The sequence below is a fragment of the Chlamydia gallinacea 08-1274/3 genome, from assembly GCF_000471025.2.
GTDB lineage: Bacteria > Chlamydiota > Chlamydiia > Chlamydiales > Chlamydiaceae > Chlamydia > Chlamydia gallinacea.
Genome location: NZ_CP015840.1, coordinates 473,560 through 494,086, shown reverse-complemented (window position 1 = coordinate 494,086; position 20,527 = coordinate 473,560). Strand labels below are relative to the sequence as shown.

Sequence of the window (20,527 nt, the reverse complement as noted above, 5' to 3'; positions counted from 1 at the left end):
TTACAGGAGCGAAAAGCATGCCAAACTCACGAATCCTGAGAAAAAATTTCTCTTTTTTTTATTTTATTCCACTTATCAATCATCTTCACAGCCATAGGTGCGGCATCCCTACCAAATTCTCCTAACCGCAAGTAAACAATCACAACAATATCTGGCTGTGTGAGTTCCTTATCTGCAAACCCAACAGCAGCAAACCAAATATGTTTCATTTTCATACTACCATACTGCCGATCTAAACCGACACGTACAATAGATTCTGCTGTACTCGTTTTACCAATGATACGTGAAAGCAATTCAGGACAAAACTGATTCTGAATACTACGCGTTGTTCCATAATTCCCCCAAATCACATTACGCATACCTAATTTAAATAAATTCGCAATCACCTCTGGCATAAACACATGACGCTTCTGCTTAGAAACTACAGGAGAAAAACAGTCTCCCTCCCACGAACCTAAAACTAAATTAGGAACATAAAGAACACCGCCATTGACTATGGCAGCCAACATCCCTGCTGTCTGTAAAGGAGTAACAACTAAGGTATGTTGACCTATAGCTGTAGCATATAACCCCGAGCGATTATACGAAACATCCTGAGGAATCATTCCTGGGTATTCTCCAGGAATCCCTATACCCGTTTTTTCACCAAAACCAAATAAAGTCGCAGCATGACATAGATCCTCAGGATCAGCAAGATAATCACCAACCAACAAAGAAAAATAGGGATTACTTGACATCTCTAAAGCTGAAAGCAAATCAATACAGCCACGACCTACATAATCATTCTTAGGCAAAACACCCCCACGATAAAACACAGGAATCGGCATGCCACTCTGAAAAAAACCTACATGAGGCTTCGCACTGGAATGCTTACAAGACTGCCGATCTAAAATCACCAATAATTTAGAAAGATAGTCTATATCCTCATGTCCCCGTAACACTTCTTGTGATAACACAGAATAAGCAGAAACTAACTTGAAAATGGACCCCAAAGTTGCTGCTTGCGCAAAAGAATGCGATCGCAAATACCCATAACCATATGTAGGATAAAATGCTGATGCCAAATCTTGTTCTTTTTGCGGCATATTTTTAGTTAGCATCAGTGGATATTCTCCATACAAAGGCCGCTGTAATTCGGAAAACTCACGAAATGACAAAAACAAGTGCAAAAGGTGACTAGAAAAATAAGAAAGATGCTGCTGTAAAAATCGATAGTGCTCATACCAAGGCAAAGCCTTGTGCGCACCACTTCCTAACTCTTGCTTCCACAGAGACAAAGCCTCATAATAGGGTTGCAAATCTTCTACAATGTCAACATCAGAAAACAAGTATACTAAAAATGCATCCAAATAACGATAACGAAAATCCTGATACTGCTTTCGTTTTTCTTCTAAAAGATAATCCACATAAGGTGTGGGGTACCGTTGCTTACGTTCTTTTTCTTGTTTCCTTTTCATTTCTAGAAGTTTAGCAAAGGACTGCTTTCTCCAATTTTTAAAATCTATCTCAGAAAACATAGTCTCTACAATTTTTGAAAAAGCACTACGTAAAGCAATATAATGCCCCTGCAAATCAAAAAAGGTAGATAATGATAAACAGTCAAAAGACGCAAGCAACTCTGGATGTATGCGTTCCGGATCTACAACTAATTGAAATAAATCCACAAGAAGAATTTTATCATAATTTGCAGGAAGCCCTGCAAAAAACTCCAAAAGTTCTCCCTTAATTTCAGTGATCTCTTGCTGATGTTCCTGACAACAGCGTGCTATCCATTGTTGTTGTTTAACAGAAATCACTTTCCCTATAGCATGATGACCTTCTTCAGGAGAAAACACAGCATCAAAAATAGAAGAACATGGGCAAGACTCTTGAGAATAAGAAAAACATTGCAATAACTTCGTAACACACTGCTGCAGTCGTACTGCATTGCCTAAAGTTCCTCGTTGTTTGATAATATTTTTAACTTCAGAAATATCAGGCAAAATGAAATCCAAAAAATAATCGAAAGTTAAAAGAAGCTCTTCATCATAATATTCTCCTGTACTAGGATCCTTTTTTTCCCTCTTTAGAGGGACCTTCCTATCATATAATTCAGCAAGATGTTCTGTATTTTCTAGCCAGCGACACACAGAAGATCTCTCTTCGTTGGATTCAGAATTGATCCGCATATGTACGAAATCGTTCCCTTCATAACGAGGAGATGAAGCCATAGCCAGTATCTGGCCATTATTAGGATCTAAAGCAATAATAGCCCCGCCCTTAATCCAAGGAAATAAAGGAGGTAATAACTTTTGCTTTTTTAAAGACTGCACAGAACGAAAGGATTCTATTTTCTCATGCTCCATAAGCAAAGAATCCGCAAATTCTTGTAATTCCGCTGATAATGTTAGCTGCAGCTTCTTCCCTGGAACTGCAGATACATTCTGTAGTTCCTGAATAAAATTTCCCCGACGATCTACAAGAACTGTTTTTTTTCCTAATTGCCCTCGCAGCTGTCCATCCCACGAAGACTCGATTCCCAATTTTCCTACTAAAGCGTTTAAACTATAAGCATTATTTTCTAGGGAGTGCAATAAAGAACGCACTTGATCAATACTTGCCAAACCATCCGGGAAACTAGGGTTTTCTCCTTCTTCATAGGCACGCACGCATTCACGCAACCTACTCAATTCATGCATCACACGTTTATATTCCTGAGCACTAATGGGACCCACATAACCTAAAATATCCGCAGCCACCTTTCCCAAAGGATAATAACGATATACCGAAGGCTGAACATGCAAGCCTGGCCAATGCTTAGCTAGCATTTTTAATTTCAGGTAGGTGCGCTCAGGAACATTTGCCTGCACTAAGTAAGGTATAGAACCTAATACAGATGCCTTAGCATGGATATTATCTTCTATTATCTCTTTATCAAGATGCAATTCCTGAGCAAGCAACTCTGCTAGCCGACTAATATAATTTTTCCTTACGAAAACTAGCTCTTGTTCTCCTTGGTCGTTCACACGCCAAGCTCTCGAAGGCAAATCATGAATAGCTCCGTAAGTCACGCTCACATCATACTGCATTCGATTCTCTGCCAATACCTTGCCAAAACGGTCACAAATTGTCGCGCGCTCTACAAGTTCAGGAATCACTCGTATCTGTGGTTTATATGCTTCTTCTAGCTTTTGATCATGTTCTACAACAGCTAAATGCCACAAACGCACAGCAATAATAGCGAATACAATGATAATCCCTAACAACATCCTGTTCGTTTTTTCAAGAACAGTAAGATAAGACTGACGTTTTTTCTGGTATTTCATATACCTCATACTAGGGCCTCAACTATATGTCTGGCAAGGAGATTGGCTATACAACACAGATGACAAACATAAGCTGGTTCAGCTAAAAACAAGAATACAATGAGATAAAATAGCTAAGAAATGAACACATCTAACTAAAATAAATAAAAAAAATCGCTAGAATAGATAGCCTGAGAAAGTCTTTTTATAGTCCTATGTGAAGGCAATTCCAACTTATTCTAAGCAGCATAAGAAACAAAAAAGTATACAAAAATTCCTAGTCTCACTTATTAGCAAGCATAAGGAATGATTGCTTAAAACTTATGCCAGAAAATAGTCTTTATTCTTATCGTCTTTACTATAATAAGAAAAGTTTGTTATGTTTTCGAGTAGTGAACTGTATGTTCATGCTTAAGGCTGTTTTTACTTGCAAGACATTCCTCAAAGCCATTAATTGCCTACAGGATATCTTGTCTGGCTTTAACTTGGACATGGTGCCGCCAAAAGAGAAAAAATAGCGAGCACAAAAAGAAAAAGATACATAAGCATAATCTTTAGAGGTGAGTATGAAAAAACTCTTGAAATCGGCATTGTTGTTTGCCGTAGGTTCTACTGCCTCCTTACAAGCTTTGCCTGTAGGGAATCCAGCTGAACCAAGTTTATTAATTGATGGGACAATGTGGGAAGGCACTTCTGGTGACCCTTGCGATCCTTGCGCAACTTGGTGCGATGCTATTAGCATTCGTGCAGGATTCTACGGAGATTATGTTTTCGACCGTGTATTAAAAACAGATACTACTAAAACTGTAGAGGATATGGCTGCAGCTCCTACTACTAGTAATACACAGGCTGGTACTGGTGGTACTCCTGGTGTAGGAACTACAGTCACTACAGCTGCATCAAGAGCGAATGTCGCTTACGGCAAGCATATCCATGATGCTGAATGGGCAACAAATGCTGCATATCTAGCTTTAAATATCTGGGACCGTTTTGACGTTTTCTGCACTCTAGGAGCTTCAAGTGGATATTTTAAAGCTGGTTCGGATGCTTTTAGCGTAGTTGGTTTGTTCGGACTTGGCAGTAAAGACGTAGCTAATAGTATTCCTAACGTATTCTTAACTCAAGGTGTTGTTGAGTTATACACAGATACTTCGTTCTCCTGGAGTATTGGTGCTCGTGGAGCCCTTTGGGAGTGCGGCTGTGCGACTTTAGGAGCTGAATTCCAATACGCACAATCTAAGCCTAAGGTTGAAACATTAAATGTTCTGTGTACTCCTGCGCAATTCACAGTACACAAGCCTAGAGGATATAAGAATCAAGCTTTCCCTCTACCTAAGGAGGCTGGGACAGATGCAGCTACAGATACAAAATCTGCAACCATTCAATACCATGAATGGCAAGCTGGTTTAGCTTTGTCTTACCGCCTCAATATGCTAGTGCCTTACCTCGGAGTGAAATGGTCTCGCGCTTCTTTTGATGCAGATAATATCCGTATTGCACAACCAAAATTAGCCTCCCCAATTTTAGACTTGACAGCTTGGAACCCATCCTTCTTAGGATCAGCTGATGCTCAAGCTACACTTGTTGACTCTGTACAAATTGCTTCTATGCAAATTAATAAGATGAAGTCACGCAAAGCTTGTGGTATTGTCGTTGGAGCCACTTTAGTTGACGCTGATAAATGGTCCATTACTGGTGAAGCACGCTTAATTGACGAAAGAGCTGCTCACGTCAATGCTCAATTCAGATTCTAAGGATTGTAGTTTTACTATTTCCAATTTTGTGTCTCGTTATCAGAACCGAGAGAATTCGGTTCTGATTTTTTCTTTTATAGGGATTATCTATTGTACAATCTATTCTGCAATTAGAATAATTTTTTATACTTTATATGCTTTAGAAGCTTAAAGATTACTTCCTTGCGTTAAAAGGTTTATTAGATTAACATCCTTCTTTAAGTCGCGCCCGTAGCTCAATGGTAGAGCTGTAGCCTTCCAAGCTACCGGTGTCAGTTCGATTCTGATCGGGCGCTTTCTTATCAACCCCAAGACTGAAATCTTGATACAGTATCAAGATGCCATTGTTAACATATTCAAGAAATAGAGGTACAAAGCTTGGAAGAATCTTTTTGTGATTTATCAATTAAAGACTTAATAGAAGTTGGCGCGCATTTTGGGCACCAGACTCATCGCTGGAACCCCAAGATGAGAATTTACATATTTGAGGAAAAAAATGGTCTTTATATCATTGATCTAGCGAAAACACTTAACCAATTGCGTAAAGTTCTCCCTCAAGTATGTAAAGTAGTTAAAGAGAACAAATCTATTCTTTTTGTAGGGACAAAAAAACAAGCAAAATGTGTCATTAAAGAAGCTGCTATAGAAGCTGGCGAGTTTTTTGTAGCTGAACGTTGGTTAGGCGGTATGTTAACCAACATGATCACCATTCGCAATTCTGTTAAAACCTTAAATAAAATAGAACGAGATTTATCTCAGCGTACATCTTACCTTACAAAAAAGGAAATTGCCTTACTAGCTAAACGGCGTGACAAGTTATTAAAAAACTTAGAAGGTGTTCGTTATCTGAAAAAAAATCCAGGATTGATGATTGTTGTTGATCCGGGTTATGAAAAGATTGCTGTCGCAGAAGCAAAAAAACTCAAAATTCCTGTCCTGGCTTTAGTAGATACAAATTGTGATCCTACACCTATCGACTACGTAATTCCTTGTAATGATGATTCATTAAAAAGCATTCGCTTAATCATTAATGTGATTAAAGACAACATCATCAAAACCAAGAAACAGCAAGGTATTGAAATTGTCTCTCCCATCAGAGTCATTGAACAGGATCTCATACAAGATCTCCCTCCTCCAGCTATATATCCTGAAGAAGAATTTAATTCTTCTCTCTCAGCTAGCCTTCTTGCGGGTGTAGATGGTTTTGATAATGACAGCGAGAAAGATGAAGACTGTGTCAAAGACGGTATATTAGTAAAACAAGACGTTAGTAGTGAGGACCCTTCATGAGTGACTTTTCTATGGAAACCCTCAAACTTTTAAGACAACAAACTGGCGTAGGGTTAACTAAATGCAAAGAAGCCTTAACAGAGTGTCATGGAAATCTTGAAGAAGCTGTTGTTTACTTGCGTAAACTAGGCCTCGCTTCCGCAGGCAAAAAAGAACATAGAGAAACTAAAGAAGGTGTAGTTGCAGCAAAAACAGATGCTCGTGGCACAGCCGTAGTTGAGGTAAATGTAGAGACAGATTTTGTAGCTAATAATGCAGTATTCCTTTCCTTTGTTGATAGCCTCGTAGAGAGTGTATTAAATCATCGTACCGCAGATTTAGATGCATTACTTCAACTGCCCTCGTCTCAAGATCCTTCGATTACCGTAGATGAATTACGTGCTATCACCATGCAGACAGTTGGGGAAAATATTCGTATTCGTAGAATTGCTTATCTACCAGCTGTATCTGATGAAAGTATTGGTATCTACTCTCATGGAAATGGAAAAGTACTTGCCATAACTGTTCTTTCTGGTAGCTCAGATCATGTGGATTTAGCTAGAGATATTTCTATGCACATTGTGGCAACTCAACCACAATTTGTAAGTAAAGAAAGTATTCCTGATGACATTTTAAGTAGGGAAAGAGAAATCATTTGCTCGCAAGTCCAAGGAAAACCTCAAGCAATTCTCGATAAGATTGTTCAAGGAAAGTTAGAAACGTTTTTCCAAGACTCCTGTTTATTAGAACAGGCTTTTATTAAAAATCCTGATGTCACGATTCATCATTTAATTAATGAAGCTCAAAAAATGAGTGGCCGTTCCATTAAAGTGAAGGACTTCGTTTTATGGAAAGTTGGTCTTTAAAAAAGAGGTCGTATGTCCAAAGAAGTGAAGCGCGTCTTATTTAAGATCTCTGGAGAATCTCTTGCTACGAATGAAGATGGATCGAATCGTATTGATGAGATCCAACTATCAAGATTAGTGGGCGAGCTTAGGGATGTCCGTAAGTGTGGTGTTGAAGTTGCCGTAGTTGTAGGCGGAGGCAATATCATACGCGGGTTAGATCAGCAAAAAATGTTACAAATTAACCGCGTATCTGCTGATCAAATGGGTATGCTAGCTACTTTAATTAATGGTATGGCATTATCTGATGCTTTAAAAGCAGATAACATTCCCTGTTTATTAACCTCCACTCTTTCTTGTCCTCAATTAGCTGAGTTGTATACCCCGCAAAAATCTTCTGAAGCTTTGAAACAAGGGAAGATTTTAATCTGTACAACAGGAGCTGGTTCCCCTTATTTAACTACAGATACTGGAGCGGCTCTACGTGCCTGTGAGTTGAACGTAGACGTTTTATTTAAAGCAACTATGCATGTAGATGGTGTCTATGACAAAGACCCTAGAGTTGATAAAGATGCTGTTCGATATGATGCAATTACTTTTAAAGATTTCCTTAGTCAGCAACTAGGTGTTATGGATCCCGCAGCTATTTCTTTATGCATGGAAGCGAATATCCCTATTCGTGTCTTTAATTTTGCTAAACACTCTTTAAAAGAAGTTCTTCTCAATGAATATGTAGGAACATTAATTCATAGTGGAGAGGATGCTTAGTATGACTATCTTGCAAGATACAGAGAAAAAGATGGCTGCTGCCTCTGACTTTTTTCACAAAGAAGTCAAAGCATTTAGAACCGGAAAAGCGCATCCTGCTTTGGTAGAAACAGTAAGTATTGATGTGTATGGAACAACTATGCGCTTAGCAGATCTTGCCACGATTTCTGTTGCAGATACACGTCAATTAGTTATTTCTCCCTATGATGCAAATAATGTATCCGCTATTTCTAAAGGGATTATTGCTGCAAATCTTAACCTACAACCTAGTGTTGAGGGAACTTTAATACGTATCAAAATTCCAGAACCTACAACAGAATATAGAAATGAAGTTGTTAAACAACTTCGTCGCAAGTGTGAAGAAGCGAAAATAGCGATTCGTAATATACGTAGAGAAGCTAACGACAAGTTAAAAAAGAGTATTGATTTAACAGAAGATGCTGTTAAGGGAATGGAGAAAAAGATCCAAGAATTAACAGATAAATTTTGTAAACATATTGATGAAATTACCAAGCAAAAAGAAGCTGATATCTTGTCATTGTGATGTATTTCTTTCCCTCTCCTGCTTGTTGTTCTAACTCTTTCATTTTCATAGGGAGTAAGGAGAGGAAAAGATTGCTCTTAAAGGAGTAGAACGAGTAATATTGTAGTTGTCTTGGCCCCATCGTCTAGCCCGGCCCAGGACATCGGATTTTCATTCCGGTAACAGGGGTTCGAATCCCCTTGGGGTCAAAATATAAAATCAGTCAACATTTTCGGGCCTTTAGCTCAGCGGTTAGAGCACCTCACTTTTAATGAGGGGGTCGAAGGTTCAAATCCTTCAAGGCCCAGTTGGTTTTGTAAGTTTCTTTAAAAAAGATTTCTCTCCTTTGTCATTTTTTTGTTATTGCTATTTGTTGTAAGGGTATTCAACGGCAGCAAATATCTATGATGTTTCAAAAACCTTCTCATTTATGTTACCTATGTCATAAACCTGCCTCTATTTGTTATACTGAAGTGGATCAGAACAGGGTAATTCGCTCTTACGTATGTGATTCTTGTCCATGTCCAAGTGATTACTACAGTCGTGTTGCGGTTCCTTTATCTTCTTTGGAATCATCTTTAACTTTAGAATGTGGGAATTGCAAAACCATTTGGCAGCCATATACTAATGAAGATCGACTATTCGGCTGTCACCTATGTTACACAAATTTTAAAACTCCGTTGATTGCCGAGCTTATACAGAACAAAGCTCTTTTCTCTTCATTAACAGAGAATAGCCAAAGTTCTTTGCATATTGGCCGAGGACCTGGAGAAACAGCGAATATCAATCCCCTTCTTAAACTCATTGCTTTAAACGAGGCTCTTCAAGATACACTATCTCGGGAAGACTACGAGCAAGCTGCGTTAATACGTGATCAGATTAACCATTTAAAAAATCAAAATTCTCATGACTCTACCCAATGATTTACTGCTTAATTTTGCGCATAAAAAATATGCTCTTCCTGCGAAGGTTGGGCCAATAACGACATTCTCCTTATCTAGGAATCTCTCTATAGCTAAATTTCTTCCTTGCTTATCCAAAGAGAAAAAACAAGAAATTTTAGAAGCTATAGCTTCTCATTTTAATCATATTGAAGGCTTTGACGAGTTCGTCATTTTACCTCTAAAAGACGCCCCTGTATGGCAAAAAGAATTTCTAATTGAACATTTTTTATTCCCTTATGATATGACAGGCAATCCCGAGGGAGAAGCTTTTATTGTTAATCGCTCTGGGGACCTTCTTGCTGCTATTAATTGCCGCAATCACATAATTCTACATGCTATAGACTTTACTTGTGAGCCTGAAAAAAGTTTAAATACTCTAGTGAAATTAGACTGTTATTTAAATAATAAATTAGAATTTGCATTTTCTTCCGATTTCGGTTTCTTAACTACACACCCCCAAGAATGTGGTACGGGACTCAAGAGTCAATGCTTTCTACATACTCCTGCATTAATTTACTCTAAAGAACTACAAGATCTTATAGACGAAGATACAGAGATTTCCTGCAAGAGCATGCTTCCTACGTCTTCTGACTTCGTAGGAAATATGATTGCATTATCTAATAAATATTCTCTAGGACTTACAGAAGAACAGATTTTATCTACTTTAAGGATTTGGTCATCCAAAATTTCCTCTGCGGAAACATCAGCAAAAAAACAACAAGTTGAACAAAATACTGGGGATTTGAAAAATCATATTTTACGTTCTTTAGGTCTATTGACACATTCCTATCATTTAGATCTTCAGGAAACACTAGATGCATTAAGCTGGGTTCACTTTGGTATGAGTTTAGGATGGATTCAAGGTGGGGACCAACATACTCTATGGAATCCTGCCTTTTGGCAAGTGCGCCGCGGCCATCTAGCACTTATGGAACAACCTGAAAATAATAAAAACCTGCAAAAAGAGACCATCACGCAACTACGTGCTGACGTAGTAAAAAAACTTGCAGAACAGCTATCTCCTGTAGATTAGTTTTTATGGAAAACACATCCCTAGGATCTTGTTCACGTTATTATAGAATTTCTAACAACATTAGGCTATTGCGCTGATGTTGTAGGGTTTTGCTGAATATATCTGCCCAAAGCCGGGCTCGAACCGACGACCTACGCGTTACGAATGCGTTGCTCTACCAACTGAGCTATTTAGGCAAGTACAAAGAAAAGTATAAAGTGAAAAAATAAAAAAGCCAAGAAAACAACATCATACGGCAGACGCTGCTTTCTTGGCTTTCCCTCTGAATACATCCAGAGTTGAAGCTATTCCATGGCGTAGAATATCATCTTATTTTTTTATATAACATTTATTGGGCTTCCATTTCCAGTATTTTAAAATCACTTTCTGCTTGCAAAACAGGAGCGTGTTGACATTCAGGAGCATGGCGCGGTGCTACTTGCATCGATCCTTGGTCTGCTTCCCAATTATATCTGTAACCTTCTTTATTCGTTAATGCGGTACCATCTTCAAAACTACTGATCACTTTAGGCTTAATAAACATCATGATATTGCGCTTCTGCCTTTGATCTATCGTCCTGCTAAATAATCCACGAATTAAAGGTACTGAGCTCAATAAAGGAACTCCTGTTACGACTTTTGTCGTTTTATCACGGATATGGCCGCTCATGACCAGAAAACATCCATCAGGGACTTGCAAACGCGTGGCAGCATAAGTTTTATCTGTGACTGGGGTAAGAACTCCCTGAGCGGAATGCAATTCAGAAATGGTTTGTTCTATCTGCAAAGTAACTACGTTATTAGGAGCTACTGTGGAAGCAACAACAAGGTTAACACCAATATCTTCATACTCGATATTTTGTGTTACCGTTCCTGTTTCCTGAATAATTGTACTTGTAGTTTGAAATGGAATGGTTTGCCCCACAAAAAAAGAAGCTTGTTGCGTATCCTGTGCCATAATTCTTGGATTGAGAACAATGATTGTATCTCCATCTTGATCCAAGGCACTGAGGAGCCCTCCTAATGTTAAGAAAGACTTTCCTTTGTGGCTCAATACATTCCCAATAATCCCCAAGCCAAACGCAGACGATGCGTACATCATATCGCTAAATCCTGCGAGTTGGCCTGGTGTGGGTAAAGGAATAGTCGCGGGACTTGGCGTTGCAGGAGGAATGGTTCCCTGAGCAGGTTTCGATAATCCCGTATTGCTTAATAATCCCGAAGCATAGGCAACTTTTCCTTGTTCATCACCAAGAGCTACCCATTGTACACCAAAATCCCAGGATTTCTCTAAACTAGTTTCTAAAATCAGGACTTCTATATAGACTTGCTTAGGAGGTAAATCCAAACCATTTAACAAACTGACAACTTTATCTACATTCGCCTGATTTCCAATAACAACAATCGAATTGTTTACATCTAGCCACTGAATACTATTTAGTGTATTGATGAAATCCTCATCCATAGCTGTTGTAACATACAAATTATATCCGATGTCTTGAATAGCTTGAGCTATGGCAGCACCATTTTGGTACTTGAGCTTATACATAAAAAAACGCAAGCTCTTAGGATTAGCGGCGCCCGAAGCGCCTAATGCAGCTGCTGGGCTAGTCACATCATCTAAGGTATGAGCCATTTCAGGCACATCTAAAGACTTTAATAACTGGATAGCTTTTCCTGTTAAACGTGGGGAGGAAATCACAAAAATTTTATTTGTTCCTGGCTGTATGAAAATTTGAAATGCTTCATCTTCAGCCATAGCTCCCAATACATCCTGACAATAGCTCACTAAGGCAGCGGGATTTGCGTAATGTACTTCATACTCCGACATATCTACCGAAGTCCCAGGGCCATCCAAAGCTGCAAGTAGTTCACCTACTTTTTCTACATTTCCTGCAATATCGGAAACAATAACATGACGAGTAGCTTCTGAAGCGCTTACAATAGCATCGTGGGAAAGCAAAGGTTGAATAATACTCACAGCAGCTGTAGGGTTCACGCTGTACAAGCGAAATACACGTGTGACAACTACAGCCTCACAGTTATCTTTTGCAGAACCATCCGTAACCACCGTAGATAATTTCGATACACGCGGATTACGATAAATAAGAACATTATTTCCTTGTTCTACAACTTTCAAGTCGTGCATTTTTAAGACTTGCAGAAGAATCGTTGATAGATCATCCACAGATGTAGGATCATGAGACACAATAGTCACGTTGAAATTTAAATCATTGCTATCAAAAACAAAATTGGTTCCTGAAATTTTGCTGACAAACTGTAATAACTCTAAAACAGAAATATCTTCAAAATTCACAGTGTAGCCATTATCTTTAAGATCTTCACACGTGATTTGTTTTCCTTTGAATGTTAAGGGTTCTGTTTTCTCTTCATCCTTATTATTTGAGGGGATAGCTACTGTTTCTAATGATGTTTGTTTATCCTTAAGAGGAGCTGCTTTAACTGCTTCTTTCTCTGTGGACTTGCTCTCTTCTTTTGGATTCTTTTTCTGCAGCTCTTCTACTTGTTTTTTCACGCTAAAATTGATAGCGTTTACGGCACGCTTAGCATAGGCTTGTTTATTTTCCCAAATTTGTGCTTGTTCTGTTTGTTCTTCTTTTGGGTTGGTTTCTTCTTTTTTAGGTAAGAAGCGAGCTGTTTTTTTGCCTAAAGTAGTTTGTACATGGCGATTATCTTGACGTTTTTTTGCCTCAGGTTTGGCAAATCCAGAGCTTTCAGAAAATTCAGGAGAAAATGTTTGCGTAGATTTTTTAAAATGACGGGACTGTACAGAGGCTTGAGGAAAATTTTTTGCAGTTGACGTGGGTTTGGGTGACTTTTTTATAGAGTTCTGGCTAACAACATTTTTTGGACAAGCAGCAACATAACTCTTATCTCCTTGGGTTTGCTCTTGTAGTCTCGATTCCGAATGAGGTGCTTTATTAGAATTCACGCTAAGTAAAATCAGGTCCAAACAAAGCAAAAAAGAAAGCGCTCCCCACTTCCCTTTTTTTCTATTGATGACCTGTAAGATCTTTCTTCCAATGTTCGAAGTCACTATTTTCACCGGATTCTTTTTAAGCTGATAAGTGTTGAGGGACAAAGAGTTCTGTCATTTTTTTTCGTCATCCCATGCTGTACGCTCTCTATTGGGCAGAATATAGCTGTTTGCTTCCTATCTTTCAACTCTGTGGATAAAGGGCAATACAAAGATTGCTCATAGCCGTCTGCCTGTAAAGTACGTAATATTGCTTCATCGCCTATTTCCCATGCAACCTTGGTTTCCTGAATTTGTAAAGAACAAATTTTCCCTACTCCCATAGAAGTCGTAGTGAAATTCTGAGGAACCTTTTTTTGCTTTTTTAACCAGAAACTAGTTTTCCCACAAGAGGTCCACGATAGTTCTTGTTTTTCTCGAGGAACAGAAACACAAATTATGGCAATTCCCAGGGAATCTACCGGGGTATGCAGACGAATACATTCCCGGTGAATTTTTCGAATCACCATTCTTGCATTATCTTCATACGCCCACTGATTGATCAATCCTTTGATTAGGGTTAAAGCAAGTGTATCCTTTCCTGATAAGCTATAACAAAACCAAAGCTTGAATACTCCTTCGCTTACAAAAGACTCATGATACACATAAGGAAGGACAGGGTAGCCTTGCTCGTGCAAAGATACAGATATATACTCAGGCACGGCGATTTCCAAAGGAGACAACCACAAGCGTTGCTGAGTCAATTCTTCATAAGCTGTGATAGAAAAGTCTTTTTGTCGTGTATCTTTGTATATATTTTCTCCATAACGATAGATACGTAGGTCATTAAGAAAGCTCGTTACAGAGTCATAGCGATCCTTCGGTGAAGGTTGCAAAGCTTTTGCTAAAATTTTTCCTATTTCTTCAGGAATTAACGAAAGCAGTACTCTACCGTGGGCTAAATTCCCTAATAATAATTCATAAGCAATTAACCCTAAAGAATAGATCTCTGACTGTTCAGAAATCCCCTCTCCTTGTTTTTGTTCTGGACTCATATACGAGGGGGTTCCCCAACACCTGGGATAATTAGCAGCAGATAAAGAAGGTCTTCCCGCTAATCCTAAATCAATTAATGTAATTTTGCCCTGAGGAGTGATTAAAACATTTTCAGGTTTAAGATCCCCATGGAGTATCCCACGACTATGCAAATATTCCAAAGCATAACCAAGAGAGAGTATATGATCTATAGCTTGGAATAAAGAAATTCCTTGAGAAAGAATATATTCTCGAAGAGAAATTCCTGGAATATACTCCAAAGCAATATACAGACCATCTCTATATTTCCCCGTTTGATGTAATTTCACTATATGAGGATGGGACAACTGGGCAAGAACTTGACCTTCTTTTAAGAATCTACAAACACGCTCGTTATCAGAACGTATGGGCTGAGTAAGAACCTTAATAGCAAGATACTTGTGCGTTTCGGAACAAAATCCTTGATATACCGCACTTCCTGATTTTTCTCTTAAAATTCCGTGGATAGCATATGCGCCCACGTAATGAATAGGAGCTTTGGATTGACAATCCATAAGAAAACATTACGATTATACTTCCAAAACGCGGATACCTAACACATCGCCCAAAGAGACAATTTCTCCTCGTCCTACTTTAGCTCCATTAAGAATCAAATCAATTCCTCGCGCGGGATGAGCCCCGGGGAATTGTAAGATACTACCTTGTGTAATTTTTAAAAATTCTTCAACAGTTAGAGAATACCGAGCGACTTCTGCTACTAATCTGCATTGTCCTGGCAAAGGAGCTGCAGGAGAGTCATGTGTTGTTTCTTCTGTAGGTTCTTGTTGTTGTAGGTTGGGGTAGCTAGTAATTTTAAACTCTCCAGATTTAGCATCTAGAAAGCGCCCTCCGAAAAACTGTTGATTCTTTATAGTCAGCAATGCACCACTTTCTTCTGTATCAGGATCATATAAACAACTATCTAACAAAATAAAGCTTCCCGGACGGACTTGCTGCCATTCATCTTGAGAAAGCTGACAATAGCCAACTTCTACAGATAACATTAAAGGAACAGAAGCAAGTTGTTGCATATCTAAACTTTGTTCCGAGCCCGACAACAATTTCTTACAGCTATCACACAAAGCACTAGGAAATAGCAAACGCAAACACAACGTTTTTCCATCCAATACACAAGTAACGTCTATAGCTTCATAAGAACCTTGCAAATGCTTTCCTGAGAATTTTGTGTCATTTACCACCTTAATGGATAACGTAGGGATCCATGGCAATTCTTGAATAAGCTTACAAAGTTCAGCACATAGGTAATAATGAAAACCTAAAAGTTTATCCTTTTCATAAAAATACGAAGCCAAACTTGCATCATTGAACACAGCAACCATAAAGGCTTGGAGATCTTCTTCTGAAGTAACTAAAAAGAAATTACCTGATTCCAAGGGCTGGGCAAGAAAAGTTTGCACCAAGATATGCATACCAAAATCTTGAACAGCTTGAGCAGCAGATACAGAACCTCGAGATTGAATACGTATATTTGTTTCTTCAAGACGAAACTTGTCTTTCAATTTTCGCTCACACTCTTCCTTAGGAAACTGAGGCAAGATGATACCTTCCTCAGTTGTTACTAAAGAGCTCAAAAAATCATTACGAGATTTTAACCAACTAGCGCTAGGTTCCGCTACTGCTGTCATGAGAAACCACCTTTATAACTGTGCTTCTTCAATATGATATTGGTTGTGTTCTTGTTCTTGTTCCTGTTGTTGATCTCTTCCTTCACGCTGTTGATCCTCTTTGCGATGAATAGATGCAGCAATCATATGTAAAGGAGTTTGGGCTTCTTCGATCGTGGGCAGTTGTACAACACTCGAGCCAACCATAAATTCTTTTAAATTTAGCTGATGACCTTTCAGAGAAGAGATTAAATTAACTAATTGTTCAGGATTACTATTAATAACATTAACCGCTTCTGCTATCTGAGCATTATCCATAAAATTCGAAAGTTTAATAGAAAGATCAGCTCCTGACTGTACTAAAGTTAAATTAGCTCCAGAAAAGACTTCGGGGACACTCCCTTGGCTATCTAAAACTAACTCGACAAGTTGCTCACCATTGAGCTCAGCAACAACCATAGATTCCACAGTACGAGCAATGACTTCTTGAATCCACTGTAAATCTGGACTAGCAACAGTAACTGCTGCGCTTTCTGCGACTACTTCACTTGCTAGAGGGGCTGCAACATCAACTAATGCCATGCCTGCTGTAGGGTTATCCCAAGCAAAGAATTTTTCGTCGTGATCTTTATCTTCTTGGACACACACAGCGTCATCAATATGTTTCTCATCTACTCCACGAGCTTCTTGACGAGAAGTTACTTTTCCCTTACTTGAAGTGCTTTCTTGACGTCCTTGGCGTGATTGCTGGCGTCCCTCTAAAGAGAATACTTTCACTTCACGATTGTCTCGTGGAGCTGCCTCCATATCATGTTGTGGCAAATGGTTTTCAGTTTTACAATTATACAAAGATTCTGATGTTTTATTTAATTCCATGCGACTCCCCCGATTCACGTTGTTTTGTCTTGCGTAATTGATGAAGCAGCTGCCCCATTTCATCTTGTTCTTTTTCGATTTCTCTTTCTTCTTCTTTTAAAGCTTCCTTCATCCACTCTTCTTTGTGTAAACGCGTTTTTTCTTCTTCTTTCCTTCGTTTTGCTAATTCGACTTCTGCTTTTTCTAATTCTTTAGCAGCTGCCAATACATTTTCTTTTTGTTTATTTACTTTATCTTCTTCCTCAGCAAGCTGTATCGCCACAACTTTGATATAAGCTTTTCTCTGTAAAATGGCATCACTTGTTGTGCCTTCATCTAGCAATTCACGCAATTGCTGAATCTTTTGCATATAATGATTTTTTACTTTATCACGGGCAGCTTCTAATTCGCGTAGCTTTTCTTGTTCTATTTCTAAAAGTCGTCGTTTTTCTTTAACAACTTTCTCAGCTCTATCAACACGATCTTTTTTAATCGATAGAACAGGCTCTAATGGATATTTAGGCACGACACTTTAACCTAGAGTTATCGGAAAATGGCTCGCAACTGCTGTGCTGCCTCCTCATAATTTGTTTTTTCATGGATATCTTGTTTTAAGAACCGATTCAATTTATCTATATGGTCGATAGCAAAGTCGACTTCACGATCGGATCCCCGCCGATACTCCCCAATGCGTATGAGCATTTCATTTGCTTTATATTTTGCTAACACCTCACGTGCTTTTCCTATAATGCGACGTTGTTCTTCAGGAACAATGGCAGTTAACAATCGGCTAATAGATGCCAACACATCAATAGCGGGATAATGATACGCCTGAGCTAAAGCATTAGATAAAACAATATGTCCGTCTAAAATAGATTTAACCTCGTCAGCGACAGGCTCGTTCATATCATCTCCTGCAACTAACACGGTATAAAACGCAGTAATTGTGCCTTTATCCGATGCTCCTGAGCGTTCTAATAGTTTGGGTAATGTAGAAAAAACTGAAGGAGTATATCCTGCTCGTGCAGGAGGTTCTCCCGCTGCCAATCCTACCTCACGCAATGCTCTAGCAAAACGCGTGACCGAATCCATCATCAAAATGACTGTTTTTCCCTGGTCACGGAAATATTCTGCTATAGCTGTACCCACGTAAGCCGCATTTAATCTTAATTGTGAGGATTGATCGGATGTGGAAACGACAATTACTGATCGTTTCATTCCCTCTTCTCCTAAATCCCCTTCAATGAACTCACGAACTTCCCGTCCCCGCTCTCCAATCAACGCAATGACGTTAACATCGGCCTCTTCAGCATTTCTTGCAATCATTCCCAAAAGAGAAGATTTACCAACTCCAGCGCCAGCGAATATCCCTATACGCTGCCCTCGAGCCACTGTAAGCACGCCATCAATACAACGGACGCCTGTAGATAAAATGGTTCGTAGTTTCCCTCTATGCAGAGGGTCAGGAGGAGCACGAAACACTGGATAGGTTTCGTTTACATCAACAAGAGGCCCTTTTTGTTCTGTATCTATAGGTTCTCCTAAACCATTTAATACACGCCCCAGCAGTCCCTGGCCTGCACGAATATACAAAGGCATACCTGTAGGAATTACTTCTGAAGAGGGGCTGACTCCTGTAAGTTCTCCTAAAGGAGATAGAAAAGCAAAATTCTGTGTAAAACCGACAACCTCAGTAACCAGAGGTTCCATGTCATGACGCTTAACCAAGCACACTTCCCCAACGCGTACATTAGGAACAACGGCTTTGATTAACATACCAACGACTTCAATAATACGGCCAACAATAGTAGTGAGATGCACGTCGTTTAATTGCGACATGAGCATATCAAAGTCTGAAGTCAAATTATTCATGTTAACCTAATTGCGTAGTCATTATCGTTTTTATACTACTTACTGTAGTTCCTACGATACTAGCAAACAGTTCTGCTCGTTGCGTAGCTCTTTGCACAGCATACTGTACCTTTAAAAAATTAGCTAAATTTTCACGCTCTCCATTTCTATCAGAAAAATATAAAAGCGCCCGATTAAGAATTTCTTCTCCTGAGGATACCCAGTTAATTACCTTGCGCGTGACAGAATCGTGTTTCTCCTCATCAGTAGCCTTTTTGAGTTCTTGTTGCGTATGGTTGGCAATATCTGTAAGGTCGTCATTAATTAAATCAATAATGACATTCATAGCTTCGAGATGCTCAGGAGATAAGGAATTCGTCTCCTGATTTTGTACTGTAGATTGCGCGTCCCACAAGCGCTTCTTTAGATTATGCACTTGTTCTTCAAACTCTTCAGAATTTAAAGCCTCCTGCAACTCAGAATCCATAATACCAGAATTTTGATCCTGCATCATTGCCATAGGATTTAGTTTTACATTTTCTATATTTCTATCCTGTGCACTTGTAGGTGCTCCTAAAGCAAATACAGGAACTTCTTTATTCAGCTCACTGGCTAGTGGAGTTCCTGAAGATTTTTGAATCGAAGCTGTTTCTTGATCAGAGTCTAACTTTGGAAAAAGCTGCAAGGGATCAATCATAGATAAACCATGGAGTTACTTAAAGTGTAGAAGTGTTAACCTAAAGGTCCACTGCTCTTAGCTACTAATGTATCATGCCAGTCTAAAACAGATTGAGCAAGAAGTCGTGTAGATTCTACTTCACAATTTTCTAAAACTTGATCTGCTAACTTTAAACAACTTTCTAGACTCTCACGACGAACTTCAAATGAACTTCCTTGATGCAACACTATCATCATATGGGTAAGAGAGAGAAAGGACTTAATGCTCCAATTATCTACTTCTTTTTGAGCTAATGCGCTCAAGCGCTCTTCAGCAGCAAAAATTTCCATTTTATGCAAATCAATCAACGCTAAACCTAACTCATATCCATAATGATCAGGATTTAAAACATGTAAGGAATGAAATAGCTTTCTTGCGCTGTCTTCATCACCCTGTTTAACTGCCAACATACCCGCTTCAAACAACAAAGCAAAATCTGCTTTAAATAATTCCAAATCTGCCATGATCTTTCTCTTAATTTATTAACTTCCTTTAATAGCTCTTGCCATGGTGATCATTTCTGTGTTCACCGCTGTCAAAATGTTTGATACAGCTTCCATATATTGAGATAAAATTTGCATACGAAATTGTAAGTTAAACATCGTACCCAAATCGACTGTACCCTGCGTTGACGTCTCTAGTTCCGCTAGGTATTGTTGAACACCCTGAACGTATTTACATACGCCATTGAGCATTTCATTGAAATTAAATGCTGAGCAACTGCTCCCGCTACCACTACTCATAAATTCTCCCTATCTAGTCGATTAAACCATTTTGCGGTTGATCCGCCCGAGAACTTTCTGAAGGGCTAGATATCCTGCTAATAATGCTTGTTGTTTCTCAAAAGATTCTTTATCAGAACCTTCGCGAAGAGAAGTATTCAACTTATGCAATTTTTCCTGCACGTTCGCATTCATCTCCTGAAAGGCGCGGAGATCCTGCATGTCTTTTTCTAAATCAAACAGCTGGCGCGAAGATTTATCTTCTTTAGCAACTGTATTTTCCATATTAAACATAATGCTTCTTCCTAAAGACAAAAGAATTAATAA

Annotated in this window: 17 protein-coding genes, 4 tRNA genes and 1 pseudogene; 10 read left to right on the top strand and 12 right to left on the bottom strand. The window is 38.9% G+C overall.

Annotation, left to right across the window (positions count from 1 at the left end; genetic code table 11):
• Positions 1-26: 26 nt before the first annotated feature.
• The gene (locus M787_RS02170) at positions 27-3,305 is read right to left on the bottom strand and encodes a penicillin-binding transpeptidase domain-containing protein (RefSeq protein WP_021828821.1); all 3,279 of its coding nucleotides are present in this window, start codon (positions 3,303-3,305) and stop codon (positions 27-29) included.
• A gap of 545 nt (positions 3,306-3,850) precedes the next feature.
• On the opposite strand from M787_RS02170, the gene M787_RS02165 reads away from it, so the two are divergent.
• The 10 genes and pseudogenes from M787_RS02165 to M787_RS02120 all read left to right on the top strand — a co-directional run bounded on the left by M787_RS02165 (position 3,851) and on the right by M787_RS02120 (position 10,399).
• Positions 3,851-5,038, top strand: a complete 1,188-nt coding sequence (locus tag M787_RS02165; protein WP_021828820.1) for a porin — start codon at positions 3,851-3,853, stop codon at positions 5,036-5,038.
• Between the two features lie 204 nt (positions 5,039-5,242).
• A tRNA-Gly gene (locus M787_RS02160) sits at positions 5,243-5,313 on the top strand.
• 82 nt (positions 5,314-5,395) lie between these two features.
• Positions 5,396-6,124 (top strand): annotated as a pseudogene (rpsB, locus tag M787_RS02155) (30S ribosomal protein S2); the annotation flags it as partial.
• A 179-nt stretch (positions 6,125-6,303) separates the two neighbouring features.
• Positions 6,304-7,152 (top strand): translation elongation factor Ts, encoded by an 849-nt coding sequence (gene tsf / locus M787_RS02150; RefSeq protein ID WP_021828818.1) that lies wholly within the window; start codon positions 6,304-6,306, stop codon positions 7,150-7,152.
• 12 nt (positions 7,153-7,164) lie between these two features.
• The gene (gene pyrH / locus M787_RS02145) at positions 7,165-7,899 is read left to right on the top strand and encodes a UMP kinase (RefSeq protein WP_021828817.1); all 735 of its coding nucleotides are present in this window, start codon (positions 7,165-7,167) and stop codon (positions 7,897-7,899) included.
• Between the two features lies 1 nt (position 7,900).
• Positions 7,901-8,443 (top strand): ribosome recycling factor, encoded by a 543-nt coding sequence (gene frr, locus M787_RS02140; RefSeq protein ID WP_034734595.1) that lies wholly within the window; start codon positions 7,901-7,903, stop codon positions 8,441-8,443.
• 113 nt (positions 8,444-8,556) lie between these two features.
• Positions 8,557-8,631, top strand: a tRNA-Glu gene (locus tag M787_RS02135).
• A gap of 25 nt (positions 8,632-8,656) precedes the next feature.
• Positions 8,657-8,729 (top strand) — tRNA-Lys (locus tag M787_RS02130).
• Positions 8,730-8,826: 97 nt separating this feature from the next.
• Positions 8,827-9,345 carry a UvrB/UvrC motif-containing protein gene (locus tag M787_RS02125; RefSeq protein ID WP_040429830.1) on the top strand — a complete coding sequence of 173 codons (519 nt, stop codon included), beginning with the start codon at positions 8,827-8,829 and terminating at the stop codon, positions 9,343-9,345.
• Positions 9,329-10,399, top strand: a complete 1,071-nt coding sequence (locus tag M787_RS02120) for a protein arginine kinase (protein WP_021828814.1) — start codon at positions 9,329-9,331, stop codon at positions 10,397-10,399. Before M787_RS02125 ends, M787_RS02120 begins: the two co-directional genes overlap by 17 nt.
• A gap of 103 nt (positions 10,400-10,502) precedes the next feature.
• Here the strand turns inward: M787_RS02120 and M787_RS02115 are convergent.
• The 11 genes from M787_RS02115 to M787_RS02065 all read right to left on the bottom strand — a co-directional run bounded on the left by M787_RS02115 (position 10,503) and on the right by M787_RS02065 (position 20,494).
• Positions 10,503-10,575: transfer RNA gene (locus tag M787_RS02115), tRNA-Thr, on the bottom strand.
• Positions 10,576-10,727: 152 nt separating this feature from the next.
• Positions 10,728-13,445 carry a secretin N-terminal domain-containing protein gene (locus M787_RS02110; RefSeq protein WP_021828813.1) on the bottom strand — a complete coding sequence of 906 codons (2,718 nt, stop codon included), beginning with the start codon at positions 13,443-13,445 and terminating at the stop codon, positions 10,728-10,730.
• Positions 13,442-14,944 carry a serine/threonine protein kinase gene (locus M787_RS02105; protein ID WP_021828812.1) on the bottom strand — a complete coding sequence of 501 codons (1,503 nt, stop codon included), beginning with the start codon at positions 14,942-14,944 and terminating at the stop codon, positions 13,442-13,444. The genes M787_RS02110 and M787_RS02105 overlap by 4 nt, the downstream gene beginning before the upstream one ends.
• 15 nt (positions 14,945-14,959) lie before the next feature.
• Positions 14,960-16,075: a type III secretion system cytoplasmic ring protein SctQ gene (gene sctQ, locus M787_RS02100; protein WP_021828811.1), complete on the bottom strand. Its 1,116-nt coding sequence runs from the start codon at positions 16,073-16,075 to the stop codon at positions 14,960-14,962.
• A 12-nt stretch (positions 16,076-16,087) separates the two neighbouring features.
• A complete protein-coding gene (locus tag M787_RS02095; protein WP_021828810.1) occupies positions 16,088-16,930 on the bottom strand; it encodes a DUF5421 family protein in 843 nt (280 codons plus the stop codon).
• Positions 16,917-17,435, bottom strand: a complete 519-nt coding sequence (locus tag M787_RS02090) for a hypothetical protein (protein WP_021828809.1) — start codon at positions 17,433-17,435, stop codon at positions 16,917-16,919. The genes M787_RS02095 and M787_RS02090 overlap by 14 nt, the downstream gene beginning before the upstream one ends.
• A 17-nt stretch (positions 17,436-17,452) precedes the next feature.
• Entirely contained in the window at positions 17,453-18,781 is a 1,329-nt protein-coding gene (sctN, locus tag M787_RS02085; protein ID WP_021828808.1) for a type III secretion system ATPase SctN, read from the bottom strand.
• A gap of 1 nt (position 18,782) precedes the next feature.
• Entirely contained in the window at positions 18,783-19,457 is a 675-nt protein-coding gene (locus M787_RS02080; protein WP_021828807.1) for a CT668 family type III secretion system protein, read from the bottom strand.
• A 35-nt stretch (positions 19,458-19,492) separates the two neighbouring features.
• Positions 19,493-19,942 carry a CdsG family type III secretion system protein gene (locus M787_RS02075; RefSeq protein WP_021828806.1) on the bottom strand — a complete coding sequence of 150 codons (450 nt, stop codon included), beginning with the start codon at positions 19,940-19,942 and terminating at the stop codon, positions 19,493-19,495.
• 18 nt (positions 19,943-19,960) lie between these two features.
• Positions 19,961-20,221, bottom strand: a complete 261-nt coding sequence (locus M787_RS02070) for a DUF5407 family protein (protein ID WP_020355735.1) — start codon at positions 20,219-20,221, stop codon at positions 19,961-19,963.
• A gap of 21 nt (positions 20,222-20,242) precedes the next feature.
• Positions 20,243-20,494 carry a DUF5398 family protein gene (locus M787_RS02065; RefSeq protein WP_021828805.1) on the bottom strand — a complete coding sequence of 84 codons (252 nt, stop codon included), beginning with the start codon at positions 20,492-20,494 and terminating at the stop codon, positions 20,243-20,245.
• Between the last annotated feature and the right edge of the window lie 33 nt (positions 20,495-20,527).

Excerpts from the sequence above, each read along its gene's own strand:
- M787_RS02170 (WP_021828821.1), bottom strand. The coding sequence starts at position 3,305 with ATGAAATACCAGAAAAAACGTCAGTCTTATCTTACTGTTCTTGAAAAA.
- M787_RS02165 (WP_021828820.1), top strand. The coding sequence starts at position 3,851 with ATGAAAAAACTCTTGAAATCGGCATTGTTGTTTGCCGTAGGTTCTACT.
- tsf (WP_021828818.1), top strand. The coding sequence starts at position 6,304 with ATGAGTGACTTTTCTATGGAAACCCTCAAACTTTTAAGACAACAAACT.
- pyrH (WP_021828817.1), top strand. The coding sequence starts at position 7,165 with ATGTCCAAAGAAGTGAAGCGCGTCTTATTTAAGATCTCTGGAGAATCT.
- frr (WP_034734595.1), top strand. The coding sequence starts at position 7,901 with ATGACTATCTTGCAAGATACAGAGAAAAAGATGGCTGCTGCCTCTGAC.
- M787_RS02125 (WP_040429830.1), top strand. The coding sequence starts at position 8,827 with ATGATGTTTCAAAAACCTTCTCATTTATGTTACCTATGTCATAAACCT.
- M787_RS02120 (WP_021828814.1), top strand. The coding sequence starts at position 9,329 with ATGACTCTACCCAATGATTTACTGCTTAATTTTGCGCATAAAAAATAT.
- M787_RS02105 (WP_021828812.1), bottom strand. The coding sequence starts at position 14,944 with ATGGATTGTCAATCCAAAGCTCCTATTCATTACGTGGGCGCATATGCT.
- sctQ (WP_021828811.1), bottom strand. The coding sequence starts at position 16,075 with ATGACAGCAGTAGCGGAACCTAGCGCTAGTTGGTTAAAATCTCGTAAT.
- M787_RS02095 (WP_021828810.1), bottom strand. The coding sequence starts at position 16,930 with ATGGAATTAAATAAAACATCAGAATCTTTGTATAATTGTAAAACTGAA.
- sctN (WP_021828808.1), bottom strand. The coding sequence starts at position 18,781 with ATGAATAATTTGACTTCAGACTTTGATATGCTCATGTCGCAATTAAAC.
- M787_RS02080 (WP_021828807.1), bottom strand. The coding sequence starts at position 19,457 with ATGATTGATCCCTTGCAGCTTTTTCCAAAGTTAGACTCTGATCAAGAA.
- M787_RS02075 (WP_021828806.1), bottom strand. The coding sequence starts at position 19,942 with ATGGCAGATTTGGAATTATTTAAAGCAGATTTTGCTTTGTTGTTTGAA.
- M787_RS02070 (WP_020355735.1), bottom strand. The coding sequence starts at position 20,221 with ATGAGTAGTGGTAGCGGGAGCAGTTGCTCAGCATTTAATTTCAATGAA.
- M787_RS02065 (WP_021828805.1), bottom strand. The coding sequence starts at position 20,494 with ATGTTTAATATGGAAAATACAGTTGCTAAAGAAGATAAATCTTCGCGC.